This is a genomic window from Bacillus litorisediminis, from assembly GCF_022808645.1.
GTDB lineage: Bacteria > Bacillota > Bacilli > Bacillales > JC228 > Bacillus_BF > Bacillus_BF litorisediminis.
This window is the reverse complement of sequence record NZ_JAKZKT010000034.1, coordinates 1-22,836: the sequence shown is the minus strand read 5'-3', so window position 1 is coordinate 22,836 and position 22,836 is coordinate 1. Positions and strand designations below refer to the sequence as shown.

The 22,836-nt window shown below is 41.2% G+C and carries 19 protein-coding genes and 1 rRNA gene; 14 read left to right on the top strand and 6 right to left on the bottom strand.

Going from position 1 to position 22,836, the window contains the following annotated elements; translation table 11 throughout:
* Nucleotides 1–3: 3 nt before the first annotated feature.
* Nucleotides 4–879, top strand: coding sequence for an ABC transporter permease (locus MLE14_RS16025; RefSeq protein ID WP_243299426.1), 876 nt, complete (start codon nucleotides 4–6; stop codon nucleotides 877–879).
* Between the two features lie 46 nt (nucleotides 880–925).
* On the opposite strand, the gene MLE14_RS16020 is transcribed toward MLE14_RS16025, so the two are convergent.
* The 4 genes from MLE14_RS16020 to MLE14_RS16005 form a co-directional block, all read right to left on the bottom strand.
* Entirely contained in the window at nucleotides 926–1,816 is an 891-nt protein-coding gene (locus MLE14_RS16020) for a glycoside hydrolase domain-containing protein (RefSeq protein WP_243299425.1), read from the bottom strand.
* A 181-nt stretch (nucleotides 1,817–1,997) separates the two neighbouring features.
* Entirely contained in the window at nucleotides 1,998–3,074 is a 1,077-nt protein-coding gene (locus tag MLE14_RS16015; RefSeq protein WP_243299424.1) for an FUSC family protein, read from the bottom strand.
* A 349-nt stretch (nucleotides 3,075–3,423) separates the two neighbouring features.
* Entirely contained in the window at nucleotides 3,424–7,908 is a 4,485-nt protein-coding gene (locus tag MLE14_RS16010) for a glutamate synthase-related protein (RefSeq protein ID WP_243299423.1), read from the bottom strand.
* Nucleotides 7,909–8,194: 286 nt separating this feature from the next.
* A complete protein-coding gene (locus MLE14_RS16005) occupies nucleotides 8,195–9,487 on the bottom strand; it encodes a glutamate-1-semialdehyde 2,1-aminomutase (protein ID WP_243299422.1) in 1,293 nt (430 codons plus the stop codon).
* Nucleotides 9,488–9,660: 173 nt separating this feature from the next.
* Here MLE14_RS16005 and MLE14_RS16000 point away from each other — a divergent pair, with 173 nt between their 5' ends.
* The 6 genes from MLE14_RS16000 (at nucleotide 9,661) to MLE14_RS15975 (ending at nucleotide 15,612) form a co-directional block, all read left to right on the top strand.
* Complete coding sequence (locus MLE14_RS16000) at nucleotides 9,661–10,062, top strand: potassium channel family protein (protein WP_243299421.1); 402 nt, start codon at nucleotides 9,661–9,663, stop codon at nucleotides 10,060–10,062.
* A 74-nt stretch (nucleotides 10,063–10,136) separates the two neighbouring features.
* The gene (bcp, locus tag MLE14_RS15995) at nucleotides 10,137–10,610 is read left to right on the top strand and encodes a thioredoxin-dependent thiol peroxidase (RefSeq protein WP_243299420.1); all 474 of its coding nucleotides are present in this window, start codon (nucleotides 10,137–10,139) and stop codon (nucleotides 10,608–10,610) included.
* A gap of 290 nt (nucleotides 10,611–10,900) precedes the next feature.
* On the top strand, nucleotides 10,901–11,878 hold the full coding sequence (locus MLE14_RS15990; protein WP_243299419.1) for a tripartite tricarboxylate transporter substrate binding protein: 978 nt from the start codon (nucleotides 10,901–10,903) through the stop codon (nucleotides 11,876–11,878).
* A 33-nt stretch (nucleotides 11,879–11,911) separates the two neighbouring features.
* The gene (locus MLE14_RS15985; protein ID WP_243299418.1) at nucleotides 11,912–13,123 is read left to right on the top strand and encodes a CaiB/BaiF CoA transferase family protein; all 1,212 of its coding nucleotides are present in this window, start codon (nucleotides 11,912–11,914) and stop codon (nucleotides 13,121–13,123) included.
* Entirely contained in the window at nucleotides 13,104–13,916 is an 813-nt protein-coding gene (locus tag MLE14_RS15980) for an enoyl-CoA hydratase/isomerase family protein (protein ID WP_243299417.1), read from the top strand. The genes MLE14_RS15985 and MLE14_RS15980 overlap by 20 nt, the downstream gene beginning before the upstream one ends.
* A 28-nt stretch (nucleotides 13,917–13,944) precedes the next feature.
* Nucleotides 13,945–15,612, top strand: a complete 1,668-nt coding sequence (locus MLE14_RS15975) for a dihydroxy-acid dehydratase (RefSeq protein ID WP_243299416.1) — start codon at nucleotides 13,945–13,947, stop codon at nucleotides 15,610–15,612.
* Here the strand turns inward: MLE14_RS15975 and MLE14_RS15970 are convergent.
* On the bottom strand, nucleotides 15,599–16,297 hold the full coding sequence (locus MLE14_RS15970) for a Crp/Fnr family transcriptional regulator (RefSeq protein ID WP_243299415.1): 699 nt from the start codon (nucleotides 16,295–16,297) through the stop codon (nucleotides 15,599–15,601). The genes MLE14_RS15975 and MLE14_RS15970 overlap by 14 nt on opposite strands.
* A gap of 320 nt (nucleotides 16,298–16,617) precedes the next feature.
* Here MLE14_RS15970 and MLE14_RS15965 point away from each other — a divergent pair, with 320 nt between their 5' ends.
* The 5 genes from MLE14_RS15965 to perR all read left to right on the top strand — a co-directional run bounded on the left by MLE14_RS15965 (nucleotide 16,618) and on the right by perR (nucleotide 20,786).
* Nucleotides 16,618–17,067 (top strand): tripartite tricarboxylate transporter TctB family protein, encoded by a 450-nt coding sequence (locus MLE14_RS15965; protein ID WP_243299414.1) that lies wholly within the window; start codon nucleotides 16,618–16,620, stop codon nucleotides 17,065–17,067.
* Nucleotides 17,068–17,079: 12 nt separating this feature from the next.
* Nucleotides 17,080–18,585 (top strand): tripartite tricarboxylate transporter permease, encoded by a 1,506-nt coding sequence (locus MLE14_RS15960; RefSeq protein WP_243299413.1) that lies wholly within the window; start codon nucleotides 17,080–17,082, stop codon nucleotides 18,583–18,585.
* Between the two features lie 146 nt (nucleotides 18,586–18,731).
* Nucleotides 18,732–19,685, top strand: a complete 954-nt coding sequence (locus tag MLE14_RS15955; protein ID WP_243299412.1) for a D-2-hydroxyacid dehydrogenase — start codon at nucleotides 18,732–18,734, stop codon at nucleotides 19,683–19,685.
* Between the two features lie 2 nt (nucleotides 19,686–19,687).
* Nucleotides 19,688–20,239, top strand: coding sequence for a cob(I)yrinic acid a,c-diamide adenosyltransferase (locus tag MLE14_RS15950; RefSeq protein WP_243299411.1), 552 nt, complete (start codon nucleotides 19,688–19,690; stop codon nucleotides 20,237–20,239).
* A 103-nt stretch (nucleotides 20,240–20,342) separates the two neighbouring features.
* A complete protein-coding gene (perR, locus tag MLE14_RS15945; protein ID WP_279326365.1) occupies nucleotides 20,343–20,786 on the top strand; it encodes a peroxide-responsive transcriptional repressor PerR in 444 nt (147 codons plus the stop codon).
* Between the two features lie 95 nt (nucleotides 20,787–20,881).
* Here perR and MLE14_RS15940 read toward each other — a convergent pair whose 3' ends face one another.
* Entirely contained in the window at nucleotides 20,882–21,241 is a 360-nt protein-coding gene (locus MLE14_RS15940) for a YgzB family protein (protein ID WP_243299409.1), read from the bottom strand.
* A 145-nt stretch (nucleotides 21,242–21,386) separates the two neighbouring features.
* Here MLE14_RS15940 and MLE14_RS15935 point away from each other — a divergent pair, with 145 nt between their 5' ends.
* Both MLE14_RS15935 and MLE14_RS15930 read left to right on the top strand, forming a co-directional pair.
* On the top strand, nucleotides 21,387–22,259 hold the full coding sequence (locus MLE14_RS15935) for a nucleotidyltransferase-like protein (RefSeq protein ID WP_243299408.1): 873 nt from the start codon (nucleotides 21,387–21,389) through the stop codon (nucleotides 22,257–22,259).
* A gap of 375 nt (nucleotides 22,260–22,634) precedes the next feature.
* A 16S ribosomal RNA gene (locus MLE14_RS15930) occupies nucleotides 22,635–22,836 on the top strand; the annotation flags it as partial.

Genomic DNA, 22,836 nt, shown 5'->3' with positions numbered 1-22,836 from the left:
GAAATGGAAGCAAAATTAATAGAATTAAAGGATCAGCCTGTCTCCCCATGGACTGAGGCGTGGAAGATATTTATAAAAAATAAACTGGCGTTAGCGGGAACTGTGATCGTTTTATTTTTTATAGCGGTTGCTTTGCTGGCACCGGTTATTGCTCCTACAGGATATAATGATCAGGATATCGCTAAGCGGCTGCTCGCTCCATCTAGTGAGCATTGGTTTGGGACTGATGATTTTGGACGCGATATTTTCTCAAGAATTATATATGGGGCGAGGATTTCTCTATGGGTTGGATTTTTTGCTGTAATGGGTTCGATGATCGCAGGCTGTTTGTTAGGGATTTTAGCCGGATATTATGGAAAATGGGTAGATGCGATCATTTCCCGGTTTTTTGATATTTTGCTAGCCTTCCCAAGCATCTTGTTAGCGATTGGGATTGTTACGGTGCTAGGGCCATCATTGCGAAATGCTCTCATTGCCATTGCGATTATCAATATCCCTAACTTTGGCAGGCTGATACGTTCAAGGGTTCTTAGTGTTAAACAAGAAGAATATATCGTAGCAGCAAAAGCCGTCGGCATGAAAAATCGCCGCATTCTCTTTCAGCATATTTTGCCAAATAGTATGGCCCCTATCATTATTCAAGGATCGTTAGCGGTGGCAACGGCGATTATTGAAGCAGCTGCATTAGGGTTCTTAGGATTAGGTGCCGAGGCGCCGCAGCCTGAATGGGGTAAAATGCTGGCAGATTCGCGCAACTATTTGTACAATGCTCCGTGGACGATGATTTTTCCAGGGCTTGCGATTATGCTGACTGTACTCGGCTTTAACCTGATGGGAGACGGATTGCGCGATGCGCTTGATCCAAGAATGAAAGAATAAAAGACAAGATCCACCCCCTTTTTGGACAAGAGGTGATCTTGTCTTTTTATTTGTTCCACAAATAGGTGAGCAAGCCTTCTTTAAAAAGGTTTGTATCAATATTGCAGGATTGTGCTTCAATACCGTACTGCCAGCCAAGCAATAAAGAACCTTCTGGTGCTTCTCCTTGGAAGGCTGGAGCCTCCTGTTCAGTTGTAATTCCTACCTGAGGAAAAGCGCTCCAAATAACGGTTTCTGATTTTATGGCAGGGTTTGCTTTGCTTGCTTTTTCGAAGGCAGAAGTAAGTTGTCTGTCTGGAGCAAAAATACCGTAAATACCAGGATGATAATCGGAAGCTGATAGACCATCATACCATCCTCTAATAAAAGCTTCATCTACCGGGTAACCCGGTTCAATGTCAGCAAATAGAGCGACACCTGGAGGAACACCCAGATTTTTAGCTAATTTAACAGCTCCAGCTGCCTCATTTTTTCCATTTTCATATCCTCGAGCATCATTGAAATGATTATAAATGAGAAGGATACTGATTCCCTCTGAAAGAAGAAGCTGAACTTCTTCCTTTTTAAGACCGTATGACACATCGTCCTTGTCTTCTAAATATCTGCCCCAAACCTTAGGCTGTCCAACATGTTCTCTAACGCAGGCAAGAAGATTCTCAGTGGTTAGACTTGCTGAATCAACACCCCATACCACGTCTGGTGTACTGGGCTTTGGTTCAGAATTGGCAGGCTGATCCTGGTCATCAGGCTGTGGGTCAGGGTTCGAGGGGTGAGATTCCGGGTTGCTTGGCTGAGGTTCTTGAGTAACAGGCTGTTCGTGCCCTGGACTTTGGCTATTTTCCTTTTCCTGCGGATATTCCAAGGAAAGAAAAATAAGTCCCATATAAAGAATCATAGGCACCATTAAGCAGAGGAAATTATCTATGACTCGTCTCAATTTTTTTCTCCCTCCTCACCATTACACTATTCCGCTCAATAGAGGCAAGTGTGGGCAGGTGATGTCTAAAATGGAAGGTAATTAATGGAGGGAGTCCTGTGTAAAAGCAAGTGAGGGTATGCTGATATAAAAAAGGCTTCCTGATGGGGGGCAGACCATCAGGAAAGCCTTTGTTTTTTGATTATAGCTCTTCTTCCTCGGCAATTTTGAGTTTGTTTTCTTCTTTGTGATAGGTATGGAAATTATGGATTAGCTTTTCTAAGTGCTCCAGATATTCGCCGTATTCCATCACATCGGAAATTAACTGAAGCATATGGAATAGGTGATACTGGTTGTCGTGATCGATGCATTTTTCATACAAGAAAAATAGATCCATGAGTTCTTTTCTCAGATGAGTGTGCCTCTCAGATAATTCTGGAGTTCGAACCTTCCCTAAAAATTGAAGAAGCAGCTGCTCGTGTAAAACCGTCATTGTATTCAAATGCTCATGAATCGCTTCCTGAAACCCTTCAGGCATCTGATGCAGTTCATTCTCGTAACGATGCAGTCTTTTTAAAATATTTAATGCCAGTTTGCTTAATGAAATCATATGGCGGTAGATCACTAATTTACGGTACTTGCTCAAAGCGGTTTTTTTAAAGTAGCTGCGTTCCTCTTTGAATAGCAGATAAAGCTGATCCATCTTCACAATCGTCTCCTGAAGCTTTTTAATATCTCCTTTTAAAAGGGTATGTTCAGAACTCATGCTAGGCTGAATTCGAATCCAGCGGATAATTTCATCAGTTGTGTTAGATATTCGGTAGTATAGCTTCGTTTCATATTTAGGAGGCAGAAATACCAAATTAATCACAAAGGAAGAAGCAACCCCCACCATAATCGTTGAAAAACGAAGGATCGCGTATGAGAATAGTTCATTTCCCGGGTTTTCCATGATCGCGATGACGGTTACAAGCGAAAGACCAATGGTACTGTCAGTCTTTAATTTTAGATTAATCGCAATCACGACAATAGCCGCGAGCCCAATCACTAATATGTTGTTCCCCAGAAAATAGACAAACAAGAAGGCGACAACAGCCCCAATGATATTTGATTGAATCTGTTCAATAATTGATAAATAGGATCTATAAACCGTTGGCTGAATTGAAAATATCGCTGCAATCCCAGCAAACAATGGAGCTGGTAAATGAAGTATTTCAGCTAAAAACAGAGCCAACATGATCGCTAACCCAGTTTTAAAGATCCGTGCACCTAATTTCATAATTCCATTTTTTCCTCGCTTTTTTAGTTAATAAGCTAGTCTTACATTACCACTTTACATCATATTCAAACTTATCTTGCACATGACACCCTATTATTAGCCAATCCGGGCATTATTGTACTATACATGGGTTTGCTTGGATGTTCAAGAGAAAAGTTGGTGGACGGGGGCTGGCAAATAGCGGATTGTATGTCCGGCAAAAATTTGCGCCACACGGATCCTCATACAAAGCTGGAGAAGCGAATCGGCCTTTTTTTATTAAAGTTAACTAGAGCCGCACATGAAAAAAACCCGCCGCCACAAACATACTTGCGGCAGCGGGTCCACTAACGTATTCAAATTATCCGGATCACTCAGTTGAAACAGACGGATCCGCTTGTTCCTTCGCAGGAATCACTTGAATAAAATGTTTTTCTGGACTGCTTTGAAGCGATTGAATCCATTTTATTTCTTCAAATTGCTCTGTATCCTCTAAAGCAGCGAGGTACGAATCAAGCAGTTCCACAACATCTTTCTTGCCATTTTCATCCAATGGCTGCATGGAGACTTTAGCTCCTTTTGCAATTCTGCGGCGGAGGGCTTCTTGAGTCAATCCAATCGCAGGGTCAAGGCGAAGGTAGACGACACCGCCTGTCATACCAGCGCAAATCCATGGACCTGGATCTCCTAAGACAAGACCTCTTCCGTTAGTCATATATTCGAAGGCAAAGCCTTTGATGTTCGCATGAACCGCAATATTCCCTTTTTCCTGTTCAGGGACCGGAACTTTGCGTTGTCCTCCAATAATCAAATCGGCACCGGATAAGCGGATTCCCGCACGTGCGTCCGCATTGCCTTGAGCAATGAGGAGACCGGATTGAGCTCCATAGCCAAACCCTTTACCGACAGATCCGTTATAGAAGGATCCATCTTTACCTTTACCTTTCAACACGGCAATTTGACCGCCGAATGAAGTTTTTCCAACACCGTCTTGTGCGCCGCCCTGGATGGAGAGGGAAATGCCTTCTGTGTTATAAGCCGCAAGACCGTTTCCAGGGATGGAACCCTTTTTAAAGCTCAGGTGAACCGGAGGAAGCTGGCGATAGGAACCGTCCAGACGACCTCTGACACGGTGGCCGGAAACGCGGCTGCCTAATACGCGTTGGTTTGAGATAATGCCGACAAATTCCTTCGATTCGCGAATATCACTGAAGGAAGCGTCGTAGCTTTCAGCACCAACAGCCATAGAGAGAGAAGATTCTTCAAGTGCAGCTGCAGCTTCCATGGATGGCATGGACTCAACGGTAATTGGTTTTAACAGCTGGCTTAAATCAAGAAGGTCTAGTCCTTTAGCATGCTCTAATAAATCGGAGCGGCCGACTACATCCTGAAGATTTTTTACTCCCATTTCTGCAGCCAGACGCTTTAGTTCTTCTCCAAACGCTGAGAATAGGTTGACGATTCCTTGGACCGCCAAGTCAAATTGTCTTGGCACAAAACGGCGCAGACCATGTTCTTTCGCTTGAACTTCGTTTTCAATTTGTGTCGCAATTCCAACATGACAGGTGTCTAGGTGACAGCCGCGGCAAGTGGTACATCCGATCGCAATCATCGAAAGGGTACCGAAACCGACACGGTTAGCGCCAAGAAGCATCACTTTTAATACGTCTTTCGCACTCTTAATACCGCCATCAGCCCAGATTTCAACTTTTTTCCGCAGCCCAGCTTCGAGTAAAGCATTATGCGCAGCCTTGACACCGATTTCGACTGGAAGGCCGACGTACTGAAGCGCATGAATCCGTGCAGCTCCCGTACCGCCGTCAAAACCGCTCAGTGTAATGATATCCGCACCAGCTTTGGCGATTCCAACTGCAATCGTGCCGATATTTGGAACTACAGGTACTTTAACAGCCACTTTCGCTTGATCATTGGCCGTTTTTAGTTCATGAATCATTTGCGCTAAGTCTTCAATCGAATAAATATCATGGTTATTGGAAGGTGAAATCAGATCAGACCCAATTGTTGCGTTTCTGGCCTCTGCAATTTTGGCTGTTACCTTGGAGCCTGGCAAATGTCCGCCTTCTCCAGGCTTCGCTCCCTGACCAATTTTAATTTCTAATAGATTAGAAGAATTGAGGAGCTCTGCATTTACACCAAAACGTCCAGAAGCTATTTGCTGTCCTCTCGTTTTTGGATATTTTCCGAGCATATCCTTTATTTCTCCGCCTTCACCATTCATGCTGACCATGTTTAAGCGGTCGGCACCTTCTGCATAAGCACGAAACGCAATTTCGTTTTGCGAACCGAATGACATCGATGCAATAACAAATGGCAGACTGTGATCCCCGACTGAAATGTTAACCTCAGACGGCTTGACCGCAGATTTTTCATTCTTTTTCAGTTCGGTTAAATGGCGAATGGTAGTTGGATTTTCTTGTTCTTGTTCATCCATTTTTTCGCGATAAGCTGTATAGTCACCTGTTTTAGCCACATCTCCAAGCGCCTTCCAAATCCGAGGGAAGAGGTGGAACGATTTGCCGATTCGGCTTGATTCTTCATGATAATCAATCGCACGCTGAATCGAGTCTTGTTTTAAAAAGTCAAAGTTATGTTTGACCTGATCAGATCCGAAAAAGTTAACAATCTGCAGCACATCAGCAACTTCATCATGAAGACCGATGCTAGAGAAGAGACGTCCGTAGCCTCTAAGCTCGTGTATTCCAATCGTTGAAATAACCTTTTCAATCCCTTTGTTGAGAGCTGAAAACAGATTCACTACAGGATGTGCTTCTCCGTCATACACCGTAGTGAACATATAATATGGGCTCACAGCATTAGCTCCTAGACCAAAGGCAATCATCAGGTCATGCAAAGATCGCATGGCAGCTGAGCGAACTAAAATAGAGCATTCTCTCCGTAATTTTTTCTTAACAAGTGCCTGGTGTACGGATGCGACGACCAAATGTGGGTCAATCCATAGGTTCCCGTCACGGTGAGCAGCCTTGTCATCAAGGATAATCAGGGTTTTTCCTTCCTTAACTGCTGCAATTACTTCTTCGTTAATCCGCTCAAGAGCTTGAGCAAGGTTCTCTTTCTCTGTAAAGGTTGTTGAAATCGAGTAGCTCAGCTTCTTGCTTTCAAAGAAATAAACGACTTGTTCAAAGCTCGGCTGTCCAACCATTGGGCTGGCTAAGCTGCCCATTTTTCCTTCGATTAAAATGGGACTGGCAAGCTGAACGATTTCTTCGATTTGTGTCCCGCCGCCAAGAGCAGGTCTTTTTCCTAAAATCGTTCTCGTTGAAAAGTGTTCCATTTCACGGTCGCGGTCAATCGCAGGGTTCGTAACAACCGCAACACTTTCTTTAATAAAATCTGCAAGATTTGAGCGGCTTGGATTCATGGCTGCGAGCGGTGCGTCATGTCCAAGGGAACGGATTGGTTCCGCTCCTTTTACAGCCATTTGTTCAAGCAGCTGAATATGTTCTCTTTCCCAGCCAAATGCGTTATATTGTCCATTTGTAATTTGGTTGTTTGACATTTCTACGATACGATATTCTGGCTGTTCGATTGAGGGAGGGAAAAGCTGTTTTCTGACCCCAGCAATCTCATGTCTGCTTATAAATCTGTTATAAACCTCTTGCTGATAGTCTTCCATAAAGTAAACCCGGATCTCTTCGCCATCCCATTTCAACCCTACTTTTTCACCAGGGCCTAATGGTTTCGGATCCTCTACATATTCAGAAGTCAGCATAATCCCTGGCTCAGATGAGAACAGATAGGAAGACTCAGTCGATAGCATCCACAAAGGTCTAAGACCAAGAGCATCAACACTAAATACAGCCTCATCCTTGTAGCGTGAAATAATCGCAGCTGGACCCTGGGCAAAATGTCCCCATGCCTCACGAATATACGTATATAAATCCTGCAAGTGATCTGGATAAGACTTGATCTCGTTAAGAATCGGCGGGAACGCAATATCGATAGCTTCGAATAAAGAATATCCATGCTGAAAAATGAAAGCCTCGATGGTTCTGTTTAAATTTTGGGAGTCACTTCCGCCGTCCACTAAAGGAACATCCAGCATACTGGCTTCGTCCTCAAGTTTTGAAATCGTATTAATTTCTCCATTATGTCCTAAAATACTGAAAGGCTGCACTCTAAAGAAGTTTGATAATGTATTAGTAGAATAACGGTTATGACCTAATGTCATCGTAGAGGCTATTAACGGACTGGAGATGTCTTTGAAATATTTAGCCAGTAAATCACCGGCTCCCATTACTTTATAAACAGCATGATGCTGGCTAAATGAAGCTACATGGACATTTTCATTTTTTTCAGCAGCAATAATAAAGTCAAAGATTTTTGCGTTATAGGCTTTTTCATCTGCCGCATCACCTAAAACAGCAATTTGCCAAAATACCGGGTTTTCTAAACGTGCGATTGGTCCTAAGGCTTCTTCTTTCACTTGATTCGCAGATTCATAGACTAGTTGGAAGCCGAATCCATCTAATAGCTGTTTTAACTGAGCAATATCTTGACTGTGATTTTGCCGGCTGATAAAAAAATGACCCACTGTAAAGGCTGGGTCATTAACGAGGGAAGGATCAGCGTTGTTTGCTTTAAGCTTTTCTTTCCATAATGATTTAGGGACGTCGATATGGATACCAACCCCGTCACCTTCGCCATTAATGAAACCAGCACGATGATTCATTGTAATTAGCGCATTGATACAATTCATAATATTTTCTTTTGTAGGGATTCGTTTTTTTTCAATTGAGGCTACAATTCCACATGCATCGTGTTCAGCATGATAATATTCGGAAAAATTCTTTGGACTCCATTTTTTCATTTGCATTGGCTAACTAAGGTTTACCTTAGCTGCCTTCACCTCCTTTAAAAACGTTTGTGGATAGAACATATGTAAGGGCATTCAAGATACAGGAGTGATACAGGAAAGAAAAGCTAAGTAGATGGAAAATTCAGAACGGTACCACTATCATATCATAAGAATTTTCTGAAATCAAATAATTATGCATATACTTGAATGGTAACTAGTACCACCAATGATGTAAACGCTTGCAAAAAATTAGATAAAATAAATACAGAGTGGAACAATATTCACCACTCTGTATAAATTTTCATTATTTCTTTAGTTGTGAAAAAGCATAATCTACTGCTTCTACCGTTTTTTCTACATCTTCTAAAGTATGCGCTGTGGTTAAAAACCATGCTTCGTATTTCGAAGGGGCCAAGTTAACTCCCTGGTTCAGCATTAATTTAAAAAATTTCGCAAACATTTCGCCGTCAGTTGCTTGAGCCTGATCGTAGTTTTCAACTTTTTGATCTGTAAAATAAACCGTTAGGGCACCCTTAAGGCGATTAATGGTAATCGCAGTCCCATGTTTCTTAGCTGCTTCCAAAATTCCGTTTTCAAGCACTGCGCCTAGCTGATCTAATTTTTCATAGACACCCTCTTGCTGTAACACCTCTAAACAAGCTATACCTGCTAGCATGGAGGCGGGGTTTCCGGCCATCGTTCCAGCTTGGTAAGCTGGGCCGAGAGGGGCAACCTCCTCCATAATTTCTTTTTTACCGCCATACGCACCGATTGGCAGCCCGCCGCCAATAATTTTTCCTAAAGCTGTCAGGTCAGGCGTAACCCCGAGCAAGTTTTGCGCTCCCCCGTACATGAAGCGGAAAGCTGTGATGACTTCATCATAAATGACCAGTGCACCGGCAGAGTGGGCTAACTCATTCACTTGTTCAAGAAAACCTGGTTTGGGCTCTACAATTCCAAAATTCCCTACGATTGGTTCAACTAATACAGCTGCGATTTGGTCGCCCCATTTGTCTAGTGCCTCTTTTAAAGGCTCAATTTCATTAAACGGAACCGTAATCACTTCTTGGGCTATACTTTTTGGCACACCAGCTGAGTCGGGCGTTCCTAAAGTAGAAGGGCCTGAACCTGCAGCTACGAGAACTAGGTCTGAGTGACCGTGGTAACAGCCGGCAAATTTAAGTATCTTATCTCTGCCTGTATAGGCACGAGCGACGCGAATCGTTGTCATTACTGCTTCTGTACCTGAATTAACGAAACGAACTTTATCTAAGGAAGGAATGGCTTCCTTTAACATTTTCGCAAACGTTACTTCATGTCTCGTCGGAGTCCCGTAAAGAACTCCTGTTTCTGCTGCCTTCGTAATTGCTTTTGTAATATGAGGGTGGGCGTGTCCGGCAATAATCGGTCCATACGCTGCTAAGTAGTCAATATATTTATTGCCGTCGACATCCCAAAAATAGGCGCCCTCTGCCCGCTCCATCGCAACAGGTGAGCCTCCTCCGACAGCCTTATAGGACCGTGACGGACTATTGACACCCCCAACAATATGTTCTAATGCTTCTTTATGTAATGTTTCAGATTGTGAAAAATTCAATGAAGACACTCCTCTAAGGTTTAATCTACTTTATTGTAGCATGCTAATCTTTCTTTCATAAAGAAACACGATTAAGTTAGAAAAAACCTAATTTTTAAAAGGATTACATAGCAGGATGAATAGTTGGGGGAGCCTGTCTCATATATTAGTAGAAAAAAGGTTTAGGTGAAGGCATGGTCATTGTATTTTTGATAATTATCATATTTATCCTGTCTTTAAGCCTGAGTGGGGTGGTAACGGATGACCGTTCCCGCAGACCTAAACTCAGCAGCTATACGCTTTATTATTTATCTGTGTATCTGACCGTATTAATAGGTTTTGCCTTGCTTTACCTTATCTTGACTTTAAATGGAATAACCGTGATTAAGGATTTAGAAAGCAGTAATTACTTTACGATGTTAACGGACTCTTTATATGTAAGCGGTGTGACGTTGTTTGCTGTCGGGTATGGCGACTTTGTTCCAATCGGAATCGGAAAGTTGATTGCAATCATTGAAGCTTTTACCGGTTATATGATCCCGACAAGTTTTGTTATAAAAGTAGTGCGGGAAGAGGCGCATCGGTCTTTCTACTAAAGCGGGAAGGTTGTTTTTCGCTGCGGCTTTCGTTACCCTAGAGCTAGTAGTAAAGTCAGTAAGGAGGAATCATAATGACTGCAGCAGTTGGAAAAAAAGCTCCGCAATTTGAACTAGTGGCCAGTAATGGTGAAACCGTAAAATTATCAGATTACAAGGGCAAATATGTCGTCGTTTATTTTTATCCGAAAGACATGACCCCAGGCTGTACAACCGAAGCCTGTGATTTTCGGGACTATCATAAAGAGTTTGAGGGATTAAACGCAGTGATTTTAGGAGTTAGCCCGGATCCTGTAAAATCTCACGAAAAATTTATAAAAAAACATGGTCTGCCTTTTTTGTTATTGGCGGATGAAAACCATAAAGTAGCAGAGGCTTACGATGTCTGGAAGCCAAAGAAAATGTTTGGCAAAGAATTTTTAGGGATTGAACGGTCTACCTTTATTATTGACCCTGAGGGTATATTGGTGAAGGAATTCCGCAAGGTGAAGGTAGCGGGGCATGTAGAAGAAGCGCTTGAGTTTATTAAGAGCCACAGTGATAAATAAAAATCGCCCATTTTTTAAAAAAGGGACAATTGTCCATGCCGATCCAGTCTTGTCAGAATAACTTGTATTAGGGCATACCTCCTCAATACTTCTCGGTCACGAGTCCACGCGGTGGACTCGCTTTTTTTTGTGTGTAAATAAAAGCGAAAGGCAAAAACTTTCTTTATTGACGGTGATTTTTTTAAGAAAAAACTAAAAATATAAAATATTTTATATTTTTTAAGGTGAACAAAGGATAAAATTCTATTAAATTTGAAAGCGTTTTCTTAAATAGGGAGGTTGCTATGAAAATGAAAAAATGGTTTATGGTTCTACTTTTAGGGGTGGCATTGTTAATGAGCGGATGCAGCAAAACTGCTGTCGGGGATGCTGATAGCGGACAATATCCGGATAAGCCGATTACATTGATTGTATCTTATGCGGCTGGCGGCGGAACGGATACGGGAGCCCGTATTTTACAGCAGTATTTAGAAAAGGAATTAGGGGTGGCGATTAAGATTGAGAACAAGCCAGGGGGTGCTGGCTGGATTGGCTGGTCAGAATTGGCGAAAGCAAAGCCTGATGGTTACACAATTGGATATATTAACTCTCCGAATATTATAACCGGGTATTTAGACCCGAAAAATAAACGTTCAGAAAATCTTGAGAGCTTCCAGTTTCTCGCCAATCATGTATTGGATCCAGGGGTAGTGGCGATTAAAACAGGGGAAACACGCTTTACTAATTTTGAAGAAATGATTGAATATGCCAAAGAGAATGAATTGACTGCAACTACATCCGGTTTCGGAAGTAATGACCATATGGCGATTTTAAAGATGAATGAATACTACGGTACAAAAATTACTCCTGTTCATACAAAAGGTGCGGCTGAAGGCTCTACTCAAGTACTTGGCGGACACGTTGATTTATTTGTAGCGAAAACGGGGGAAGCTGTGAATTTGCATAATAATGGTCAATTAGAAGCCATTGCCGTTTTCTCTGAGGAACGTTCTCCATTTTTAGAAGATGTCCCTACGACTGTGGAACTGGGATATGAAGATTTAATTTTCCGTTCCGCCCGCGGACTTGCCGCTCCAGCTGGATTGCCGGACGATAAGCTAAAAGTGTTAAGCGAAGCTCTTCAAAAGGCAATTGAAAATGAAGAACATGTGAAGGAGATGGGCGAACAAGGATTGCAAGTCCACTATTTAGATTCGGAAGGATACAAAGAAATGATGGTGGAAGACGAGGAAGACGTAAAGAGCTTAAGTGATTTGCTTGGCTATTAATTAGATGTTTTAACTTCCAAGGAGATGTTATAGATGGGAAAAGGTGTGCTTAATAGTATTCAAGTTTTGGAATTTACACATTGGCTGTCTGCTCCATATTGCGGAAATATCCTTTCAGATTTGGGAGCCAATGTGATTAAAATTGAACCGCCGTCAGGAGATCAGGTAAGGACAACGGGCTCTTATTTCGATAAAGGAGAAAGCTACCTTTATATTGCATACAATCACGGCAAAAAGGGAATATCCGTAAACTTGAAATCAAAGGGCGGGTTGGAAGCTGTCCGAAAACTCATCATGGAATCAGATGTCATCATTGAAAACTATCGCCCAGGTGTTATGGAAAAGTTGGGATTAGGTTATGAACAAGTCAAAGAAATCAATCCTCGTATCATTTATTTAAGTGTTTCAGCTTTCGGAGAAGAAGGAAAGTATAAGGACCGTCCAGGAATGGATCCAATTATCCAGGGGATGGGGGCAGTTATGAGTATGACTGCCAATGACAAACATTCTCCTCCTATTTTGCCGGGAGTACCAATTGCAGACAATACGACTGCCTTCGTTGGTTTTGGTGCTATTGCAGCAGCTCTATACGAACGAGAGATTAGCGGAGAAGGACAAAAAATTGAAATCAACTTAATTGATATGATGGTCCTTAATTTATCAACAAGGTTTGGACAATATATAGCAACTGGAGAAAATCCAATCCCAATGGGTAATCAGCATTCCCAGGTTGTTCCATACCAAGCATTTCCTACTGCGGATGGCTGGATTATGGCAGGAGCTCAAGCAGACCATGCATGGGAACCTTTCTGTCGGGCTGTTGGCCGTGAAGATTTGCTAATTGAGAAATATGACACTAATCATAAACGTGTTAATTGTAGAGAAGAACTAACTGCTGCATTGAATAAAACATTCAAGCAGAGAACTACAGACGAGTGGTGTGAAATATTTGAGCGCTGCAATGTCCTTCACGGACCGGTTTGGGGAATACATGAACTCGTTAACAGTGAGATTGTAAAGGAACATGGAGTGATAGTAAATACAGAGCATCCGCTTCTAGGTACCATTCCTGTTATTAAGGCGCCCATTAAATTTTCCCGATCTGAAGTGAAGGTCCAATCATCTTCCAATCTTTTAGGCGAACATTCAAGAGAGATATTGCAAAGTCTTGGTTACTCGGAAGAAGAGATAGACAAAATGATTTCGGAAGGAGTGGTCCGCTCATATGACCGACTTACTATTTGAGGTAGAAGGGAATATCGCAAAGATTACTCTGAACCGTCCGGAAAGCATGAATGCATTCAGTAAGGAAATGATTGATCTCTGGATAAAAGCATTAATCGAAATCCGGGATAACGATGACATCCATATCGGTATTGTTACCGGTAATGGACGTGCATTCTGTGCAGGCGGGGATGTTAAATCGATGATTAATAAGGAAGGATTCTTATCCAAAAAAGATACCGACGATATAGATTTTCGCAGTACTCCGCTTCATGTAAAAAATAGTCTATGGAAGAATATCCAGCGTATTCCTTTACTTATGGAAGAAATCGATAAGCCGATGATAGCTGTGATAAATGGCCATGCGATGGGAGCTGGCTTGGATATGGCATTGATGTGTGATATTCGAATTGCATCTGATCAAGCAAAGCTTGGCGAGACGTATATTAACGCGGGAATTGTTCCTGGAGACGGTGGAGGGTATTATCTCCCAAGAATCGTTGGATTGGATAAAGCTTTAGAAATGTTCTGGACCGCAAAAGTTTTAAGTGCAGATGAAGCTTTTGATTTGAAGCTCGTTAGCCATGTCGTTCCTCATAATCAATTGGAACGATTTACCAATGATATTTGCAACGTGATTTTATCAAAATCTCAAGAAGTGATTCAAATGACGAAGCGGATTGTAAAAGAATCACAGACAATGACACTCAAACAGTCCCTTGACTATGTATCTTCACAAATGGCAATCAGTGTTTTCCACGAGGGTCATGAACAGGCAATGAATGAATTATCTAAGAAATTCATAAAAGCATAATGGGATCTTTAGCTAAAGGGGATAACGTATGTATAATAACAAGCTAACTTCTTACGGTGATATCGGATTCAGTAAATTCATACGTAAGGCTTTCAATCGTCAGTTAGGGTTTTCAGTAGAAGATCAAAATAAACCGATTATCGGAATTTGCAATACGTATAGTGAAATCAACCGTTGTCATTCTCATTTAAAACCAATTGTAGAGGCTATTAAAAAAGGGGTGTTAATGGCGGGAGGAATCCCGCTTGAATTTCCAATCATTTCTCTGGGAGAAATTAATACATACCCAACCACCATGCTTTATCGGAATTTAGCTGCGATGGATACGGAAGAGATGATAAACGCACAGCCTATTGATGGGGTAGTATTGATTGGGGGCTGTGATAAGATGGCTCCCGCTTTACTAATGGGTGCGGCAAGTGCCGATATTCCTTCTATCCTCATTACAGGTGGACCGATGAATAATGGGGAATACCGTGGCCGTACTTTAGGTGCCTGTTCGGATTGCCGCTATTTTTGGCAGGAGTATAGAGCAAATGCCATCGATGAACAACAGTTAATGGAAATTAATGAAAAATTGGCTCCAACAGCTGGTCATTGTATGGTAATGGGCAGTGCAAGTTCAATTGCAGTTTGTACGGAAACGATGGGCTTGATGCTGCCAGGAGGTGCCTCCATTCCTGCTACTCATAATGAACGCCTGCAACACAGCATAGAAACTGGAAAGGCAATTGTCCGCTTAGTAGAAGAAGGAAAAAAGTTTTCTGATATTGTTACGGAAAATTCGATTCGAAATGCGATCACTGCATTAATGGCAATCGGGGGATCCACAAATACAATTATTCATTTAATTGCTATTGCTAGACGTCTTGGCTTTAGCATTACCTTAAAGGATTTTGATGAAATCAGTCAAAATACCCCTTTGATTGCCAATATCCGTCCGGCAGGCAAGTATCAGATGGAGGATTTTCATAAAGCCGGGGGAGTGCCGGTTTTATTGAAAGAGCTACAGCCGTATTTATACTTGGACGAGCAGACTGTAACAGGCAAGACATTGAGGGAAAATCTTTCACAGGTATCCCGTATCAAAGAATATGAGGATATTATCCGAACAGAGGAAAAAGCATTGTCAAAAAGCGGAGGACTGGCAGTGCTTTATGGATCGCTTGCTCCAAGAGGGGCCATTGTCAAGCATTCAACTGCCTCCATTCCTTACCATAAAGGTCGTGCACTGGTATTTGAGAACATCCACGATATGGATAAGAGAATTGATGACCCTGATTTAGATGTGGATAAGGATACGATAATGGTATTAAAAAATATTGGTCCCATAGGTGCCCCAGGCATGCCGGAAGCGGGTTATATTCCGATACCTAAAAAACTATTAGCTGAAGGTGTCAAGGATATGGTGCGTATATCTGATGGACGAATGAGCGGAACTGCTTTCGGAACGGTGATTTTGCATGTTTCTCCAGAGGCAGCTGCAGGGGGGCCATTAAATTATGTATTAGATGGAGATATCATTGAATTTGACCTTGAAAATAGAGAATTGAATCTTTTAGTTTCCGAGGAAGAGATAGAAAAACGGAAAAGAGAGATCCCTGTAAAACCTCAGAAACCAGAGAGAGGTTATCAAAAAATGTTTGTTGAAAATGTCCTTCAAGCAGATGAAGGCTGCGATTTCAAGTTTTTGTGATATCTTCTCCATCCGCAATTCTTTGAAGGGAATCGAAATCTAATATTGTATACTGCTGTTTCCGTTTTTCTATAATCCCTGCTTCAATAAGCTTTTTCAAATGATTTGACACAGTGACAAGTGTAGTTCCAATCAATTCGGCAAATTCCCGCTGTGTAATCTTGTAATCAATGAGGATTGCACCATTTTTTTTCGGTTTGCCATAGGTCTCGCTAATTTCAATTAGTGCCCTGGCTAAGCGATTATAAGAATGGTTAAAGGATAAATCCAAAGCGTGATTCGTCAATATACGAATCCGCATGCTCATGATTTTAAATACCTGCAGCATCAATTGGTCATTCTGCATCACTTTTTGAATAAATTCTTCCTTACTGAATTTGAATAAAAGGCATTTTGAAACAGTAGTAGCATTAAACATATACTCCGCGTGAAACACGGAAGAGGTTCCAACAATACTGTTTTTTCCCAAGTAACCTACAGTTTTTTCATTTCCTTCGGTGTTGGTGATGGAAAGCTTGACTTTACCGGATTTAATAAGAAACACTGTTTTCATTTTTTCACCGGCTAAGAACAGTGTCTCGCCTTTTTTATATTCGCTGTATTGTTTCCCTCCTTCAATTAACAGTCTCCAATCATACGGAGAGTTTTCAATCCAGAAGGAGGGGAGCATTATCGGTTCCTTCATGTCTGGCACCTTCTATCTTGAATAGTTGTTTTTTAGCTGACTGCTGCCGAATTGGATGGATTATATGCTTGAAACCAAGCAGTCAGTCAGAACCAACATTTTTTGAAAATTCTTGATAGTCAATTAACTATATCATTCAGAATATACTAATCTTTCGTTCGAGAAAAGTTTTTTAAGAAATGAAAGCGTTTTATCCAATTAGAAAAATAGCAGGTTGAAAAATGAACCCTGATATTTCAATAGTTAAAAATGCATTTATGGGCAGTGCTTTTATAAATAAACCTTCGTTTATTTACAGATTAGAAGGGAAGTGAACGATCATGAAGAATCTTGGCGTTTGGATTGGAATCGTTATTCTTTTATTTGGCGCAACTATCTTTTGGCAATCACTATCATTTGATATTTACAGTGAAATTGGACCGGGTCCTGGTTTATTTCCAATGATTTTGAGCGCTTCACTCATTGTCCTATCTGTCTTTTATATCATTAGTTCCATGAGGAAGAATCGGATTATGGCTGGTGACGTCTTACCAAAAGGAAAGTCAGCATGGAAAGTTTTACGGATTGTATTGGCAGTCGTATTGTTTATTATTTTCGCACCTTACACAGGTTTTTCGATTGCAAGTATGGTCGTTCTGCTCATAGTGTTTTTAGGTGAAATGAAATGGTATTCAGCAGTTTCCATTTCATTGGTTACTACAACGGCCGTATTTATCATATTTAATCATTTATTGGGTGTCCCATTACCCCTAAATTCATTCGGCTGGTAAGGAGGGAGTAACATGGAAACTATCGAATATCTGTTTTCAGGTTTTGCTGCTGCTATGACAGGGTGGAACTTATTATACTGTTTGATAGGCGTTACAGTAGGGATGCTTGTCGGTATACTCCCAGGGTTGGGACCGAGTGCAGGAACTGCCATCCTGATCCCGCTTACGATCGGGATGGAGCCAATTTCAGCAATAGTTATGCTTGCAGGCATATATTATGGAGCGATGTACGGTGGAACCATTACTTCTGTATTGATCAATACACCAGGAGAAGCAGCCTCTGTTGTAACAGCATTTGACGGGTATCCTATGGCGAAACAAGGGAGGGCTGGTGCAGCCCTGGGAACAGCTGCAATCGGTTCCTTTATAGGAGGAATAGTCGCCATAATTGGTCTTGTACTTGTCGGACCTGCTTTGGCAAAATTCGCACTTAACTTCGGACCTCCTGAATATTTCGCACTCATGCTATTTGGGGCGACAATGGTCATTGGACTGATGGGAAAGTCACTTCTAAGAGGTGCCATAGCTGCGATAATTGGTCTTACTCTAGCAACAGTGGGAATGGATCCGGTAACCGGGATGGTCCGTTTTTCATTTGGACAAATTAATCTGATGGAAGGATTCGACTTTGTCACAATTGCAATGGGATTATTCGGACTTTCGGAAATTCTCCTAAGTGCTGAGCGCTACTTAAAAGCGGAGAAACCACCGAAGCTTCAAGGATTACTGCCAAAGAAAGAGGAATGGAAACCGACGATGCTAGCAATAACTCGCGGAACGGGTATTGGTTTTGGGATAGGTTTGATTCCGGGGACAAATTCCGTAATTCCGCCGCTTATTTCTTACTCGGTGGAAAAGAAACTGGCGAAGGATCCATCAAGGTTCGGGAATGGAGCGATTGAAGGGGTAGCAGGTCCAGAAACAGCAAATAACGCATATTCTGGTGCTGCTCTTATACCATTATTCACTCTTGGTTTGCCCAGTTCGCCTACTATTGCAATCCTGCTCGGTGCATTTATCATGCACGGTTTGACACCAGGACCTTCTTTATTCTCTGAAAGTCCGGATTTCGTATGGGCTGTTATTGCAAGCATGTTTATCGGAAACTTGTTGCTGCTCATTATGAATTTGCCGTTGGCAGGCATCTGGGCTAACATCACACGTGTACCGTTTAAAATCTTGTTTCCGATTATCCTGATTGTTCTAATCACTGGAACCTATACGATTAATAATAGCCTGTTTGATGTAGGTGTCATGTTAATGTTTGGAGTTATCGGATATCTATTTAAGAAAGTGGACATTCCGCTTGCACCATTGGTATTGATGTTCGTATTAGGTCAGCTTATGGAGGATGCTCTTTTGCAGTCATTGACCATTACAGGTGGAGATTTCTTTTCACTATTCACACGACCGATTGCAGGAACACTATTTGTCCTATCCATTATTGTGTTGGCTTTGAGCACCTACGCGGAACTAACCAAGAAAAAAGGGATGTTTGCTGACGACTTAGATATGTAGGAAATTAAAAATTCAGCAGTCTTGTTGGGCTGCTGAATTTTTTAGTAGACATTGGAGAGCTTGACTTAACGTCTCAAAATCTCTCCCTAGTTACTCGTTTCAATGATAAAATAATTGAAAAGACTTCAAAAAGGGGGATGATCGCAGTGAAAATCGTTTCTTCCATCCTGCCTCCTGCAGAGTTGCAAGAACTGGTTCGCCAACTTTTCCCTGACGATGAGTTTATTTTTAACAAGGGCCTGAAGGGAGAAATTTATAACGAATTTATAGACGCAGAGATTTTCATTACATATGGGGAAGACTTAACTGCCGAAGATATTGAAAAAGCCAAACATTTAAAATGGATATCCGTCATGTCTGCCGGAGTAGAGAAATTACCTTTTGAAGCGATTCAGGCAAGGGATATCGTCGTTACAAACGCCAGAGGTGTCCATCAAATTCCGATGGCTGAATACACACTAGGACTAATGCTGCGGCATGCTAAACGATTTGACCGTTTTCTTGATGAGCAAAAGGAGAGCAACTGGAACCGCGGGATTCGAACAGAGGAATTACACGGGGCTACTGTTTTAATACTGGGTGCTGGTGCAATTGGCGGTGAAATAGCCAAGCGCTGTCAATTATTTGGAATGCATACCATCGGAGTCAAAACGACAGGAAGAGCAGCCGAAAATTTTAATGAAATGTACAGTATTGAATCATGGGAAGAACCGCTGCGGCAAGCTGATTATATTGTTTCTGTGTTGCCGAGTCTTGAATCAACCACCCATATGCTGCAAAAGAAGCATTTTGAATTAATGAAGGAAAGTGCTGTCTTTATTAATATTGGGCGAGGCGATCTTGTGGAAACTGACGTTCTAATAAAAGCCCTGCAGGAACAAGACATTGCACATGCTTATTTGGATGTATTAGAACAAGAACCGCTTCCGGAAGACCACCCTTTATGGACAATGGAGAATGTGACGATCACCCCGCATATCTCCGGGAAGAGCAAGCGCTATTTGCCTCGCGCTTTTGACATTTTTTCGCATAATCTTCATATATATAAAGGAGTACCTGGCGAAATGAAAAATGTGATCCAATTGGACAGGAGGTACTAAGCGTGAAAATTTATACCAAATCAGGGGATAAGGGAACGACCTCGCTTGTTTACGGACAACGGGTTTCAAAAGCGGATATCCGTGTAGAAGCATACGGTACCTGTGACGAAGCAAACTCATTCATTGGCCAAGGTGTCAGTCTTTTACAAGAAGTCACTTTTGAAGGGAAAGACGAACTTTTGCGTATACTACATACTGTACAGACGATTCTTTTCCACGTCGGAGCAGAACTGGCGACTCCTGCTGGAAAAGAGGTAAAGTGGAAATTAGCTCCTCAATATATAGAGGAGCTAGAGGAAAGTATCGATACATTAGATACTTCTTTAACCCCTTTAAAAAATTTCATTTTACCGGGCGGTCATCCCGCCGGGGCCAGCTTTCATGTAGCAAGAACAGTCGTACGAAGGGCTGAACGTCTCGCTGTCAGAATCGGGGATGACGTAAATCCGCTTGTATTATCGTATTTAAATCGATTATCAGATTTTCTTTTTGTAGCAGCCCGTTATGTAAATGCAAATGCGGGATGCTTGGAAAAGAATCTGCATGAAGTTTAATTTTAGGCATTCAACTATGCTAGTTATTGACAATAAGTCTAAACTCCTAGTACACTAATTATAACGATTATAATCTGATAATACTTTTCGAGAAAGAAGGTGCATGACGGTGACCCAAATTCAACTTAAAGAGGCTATATCTGCTTTAAAAGAAACCGGTGTCCGGATCACACCACAACGTCATGCGATATTGGAGTACTTAATTCAATCGATGAGTCATCCTACTGCTGATGATATCTATAAAGCGCTTGAGGGAAAGTTCCCAAATATGAGCGTAGCCACAGTTTACAATAACTTACGTGTATTTAAAGATGTGGGGTTAGTGAAAGAACTAACGTATGGAGATTCATCCAGTAGATTTGATCTTGTAACTACAGATCATTACCATGCTATTTGTGAGAGCTGTGGGAAGATTGTAGATTTCCATTATCCAGGTTTAGATGAAGTCGAGCAGTTTGCTTCACATGTAACTGGATTTAAAGTAACTCATCATCGCATGGAGATTTACGGAACTTGTGATGACTGCAGCAAAAAAGAAACACATTAAGAAAAATGAGAAAAGGTTACTCGATCGAGTAACCTTTTTGTTTTAAACAAAAAACAAGATAAACCCTTCTCCGTGTTTACCTTGTTTAGCTTTATTTATAACTCTTTAGATTTTCTTTTATTGTTATAACCCTCATTAAATTCTTTGCCTTCTAAAGCGGGATCCAGAGTCAGCGGCTCATTACAGTACATACATATATCGACTCTTCCAAGGATCTTTGTGATTTTTCCGCAGGTCGGACAGGTAACCTGAACCGCTTTTGTTGATAGCATCCCAATCCAAAAATAAACTACCGTGCTGGCAATAATGAATAAAAGACCCAGCAGCATAAAAATCGTCATGATAATGGGTTTAGTACGAAAAAAAATGCCAAAGTACATGACAATGAAGCCCACGAATATTAAACTTAATGCGAATGTACGGATTTTATTAATCTTACTTGAGTATTTAAGCATAAAAATTGTCCCTCCTACGGTACAATATACCATACTTTTTAATCTTCTAATAATACATGACAGAAAATAGATTCATGGTAGGATAGAGGAGGACTTTTGAATTAATTGTAGAAATAAATGTTATTAACCAATTGGAGGAGAGAACATGGAAGATATCCTTCGACCCATATATCAGGAAAGAGCAAGTCAGCCTGGCACATTAGGTGTTATCCTTATAGAGAAAAGTCATAAATCCAGCGCCATTACCGACACATTCGACGCTGTATTATTAGTCGTAACAAATGATGAGTCTCAAAAAGTATTTATCAAACACTATGCATATGAAAATAAAAAAGCGGCCCTGCACATAGTGAGTGAAACACAGCTTCGCGAATGGATCATGTACGGAACCAATCGAAAAATCTTTGAATGGCTGTATAATGGAAAAATTTTATTTGACCGCAATGAGTTTATGAACCAGCTAAAAGAAGAAATTAGGGACTTTCCGTTTTACGGCAGAAAAATAAAAATGGGATTAGAATTTGCCAAGCTCATCCGCCGCTATATGGACGGAAAGTCTTTCTTTGAAAATCATCATTATTTAGACGCATATAATCATGTTGTTCACTCTTTGCATCATTTAGGGAGATTAGCGGTAATCGAAAATGGCTTTCATCCGGAAATAACAGTATGGAACCAGGTGAAGCAAATTGAACCTGAAATTTATAAGCTTTATGAAGAGCTTGTAACTAGTGAAGAGACGTTGGATAAAAGATTAGAGCTTTTATTCCTTGCCAGTGAGTTCTTAATTCACTCCAAAACTGAGATTGGTGCAGGTCATTTGTTAGAAATCTTAAAGGAAAAAGAATATTGGCAGTTTCAAGAGATTCTCACTCACCCTGAACTTGATATGTATTCTGTTGATTTAGGGATGCTGATTGAATATTTAGTTGAACGAAAAGTGATTAAAGTGGTTGAAAAAGAAACCAAAGGACCGGGATTGTTCCACCGATTCTATGCCTATCCTTCAGGATTATAAAAAAGAATAACGCAGAGATTATAAGGGTGAAAATCTCTGCGTATATTTTTTTGAAAAAATGGTTGACTGTTTAGGTGTTATCTTGATATAGTATTAAACGTCGCTGTTGCGACTTCTAAGCAAGAAATTCAGGTTAAAAATTTATATTGACACTCTTGGTTAAGGGTGTTATGATATAAAGGTCGCTGTTTTAAAGTGACGAACCAAAAATGCTCTTGCATCATAACATTTTTTTGAAGCAAGAAAGCATTAAAATAAAAATTACTATTGACACTCATTAACTTGTGTGTTAAAATAGTAATCTTGCTCCTTGAAAACTGAACAAAGAAAAGCGTCAACGTTAATTCTATTTTTTTAAGAGCTATATCAAACACTTTTATGGAGAGTTTGATCCTGGCTCAGGACGAACGCTGGCGGCGTGCCTAATACATGCAAGTCGAGCGGACCTGAGGGAGCTTGCTCCCAAAGGTTAGCGGCGGACGGGTGAGTAACACGTGGATAACCTGCCTGTAAGACTGGGATAACTCCGGGAAACCGGGGCTAATACCGGATAGGATTTCGGTTCGCATGAACCGAA

What these genes read in the sequence shown, in the direction of transcription:
- MLE14_RS16025 (WP_243299426.1), top strand. Translation starts at nt 4, where the DNA reads ATGGAAGCAAAATTAATAGAATTAAAGGATCAGCCTGTCTCCCCATGG.
- MLE14_RS16015 (WP_243299424.1), bottom strand. Translation starts at nt 3,074, where the DNA reads ATGAAATTAGGTGCACGGATCTTTAAAACTGGGTTAGCGATCATGTTG.
- MLE14_RS16010 (WP_243299423.1), bottom strand. Translation starts at nt 7,908, where the DNA reads ATGCAAATGAAAAAATGGAGTCCAAAGAATTTTTCCGAATATTATCAT.
- MLE14_RS16000 (WP_243299421.1), top strand. Translation starts at nt 9,661, where the DNA reads ATGGTCATTGTATTTTTGATAATTATCATATTTATCCTGTCTTTAAGC.
- bcp (WP_243299420.1), top strand. Translation starts at nt 10,137, where the DNA reads ATGACTGCAGCAGTTGGAAAAAAAGCTCCGCAATTTGAACTAGTGGCC.
- MLE14_RS15990 (WP_243299419.1), top strand. Translation starts at nt 10,901, where the DNA reads ATGAAAAAATGGTTTATGGTTCTACTTTTAGGGGTGGCATTGTTAATG.
- MLE14_RS15985 (WP_243299418.1), top strand. Translation starts at nt 11,912, where the DNA reads ATGGGAAAAGGTGTGCTTAATAGTATTCAAGTTTTGGAATTTACACAT.
- MLE14_RS15980 (WP_243299417.1), top strand. Translation starts at nt 13,104, where the DNA reads ATGACCGACTTACTATTTGAGGTAGAAGGGAATATCGCAAAGATTACT.
- MLE14_RS15975 (WP_243299416.1), top strand. Translation starts at nt 13,945, where the DNA reads ATGTATAATAACAAGCTAACTTCTTACGGTGATATCGGATTCAGTAAA.
- MLE14_RS15970 (WP_243299415.1), bottom strand. Translation starts at nt 16,297, where the DNA reads ATGAAGGAACCGATAATGCTCCCCTCCTTCTGGATTGAAAACTCTCCG.
- MLE14_RS15965 (WP_243299414.1), top strand. Translation starts at nt 16,618, where the DNA reads ATGAAGAATCTTGGCGTTTGGATTGGAATCGTTATTCTTTTATTTGGC.
- MLE14_RS15960 (WP_243299413.1), top strand. Translation starts at nt 17,080, where the DNA reads ATGGAAACTATCGAATATCTGTTTTCAGGTTTTGCTGCTGCTATGACA.
- perR (WP_279326365.1), top strand. Translation starts at nt 20,343, where the DNA reads ATGACGGTGACCCAAATTCAACTTAAAGAGGCTATATCTGCTTTAAAA.
- MLE14_RS15940 (WP_243299409.1), bottom strand. Translation starts at nt 21,241, where the DNA reads ATGCTTAAATACTCAAGTAAGATTAATAAAATCCGTACATTCGCATTA.
- MLE14_RS15935 (WP_243299408.1), top strand. Translation starts at nt 21,387, where the DNA reads ATGGAAGATATCCTTCGACCCATATATCAGGAAAGAGCAAGTCAGCCT.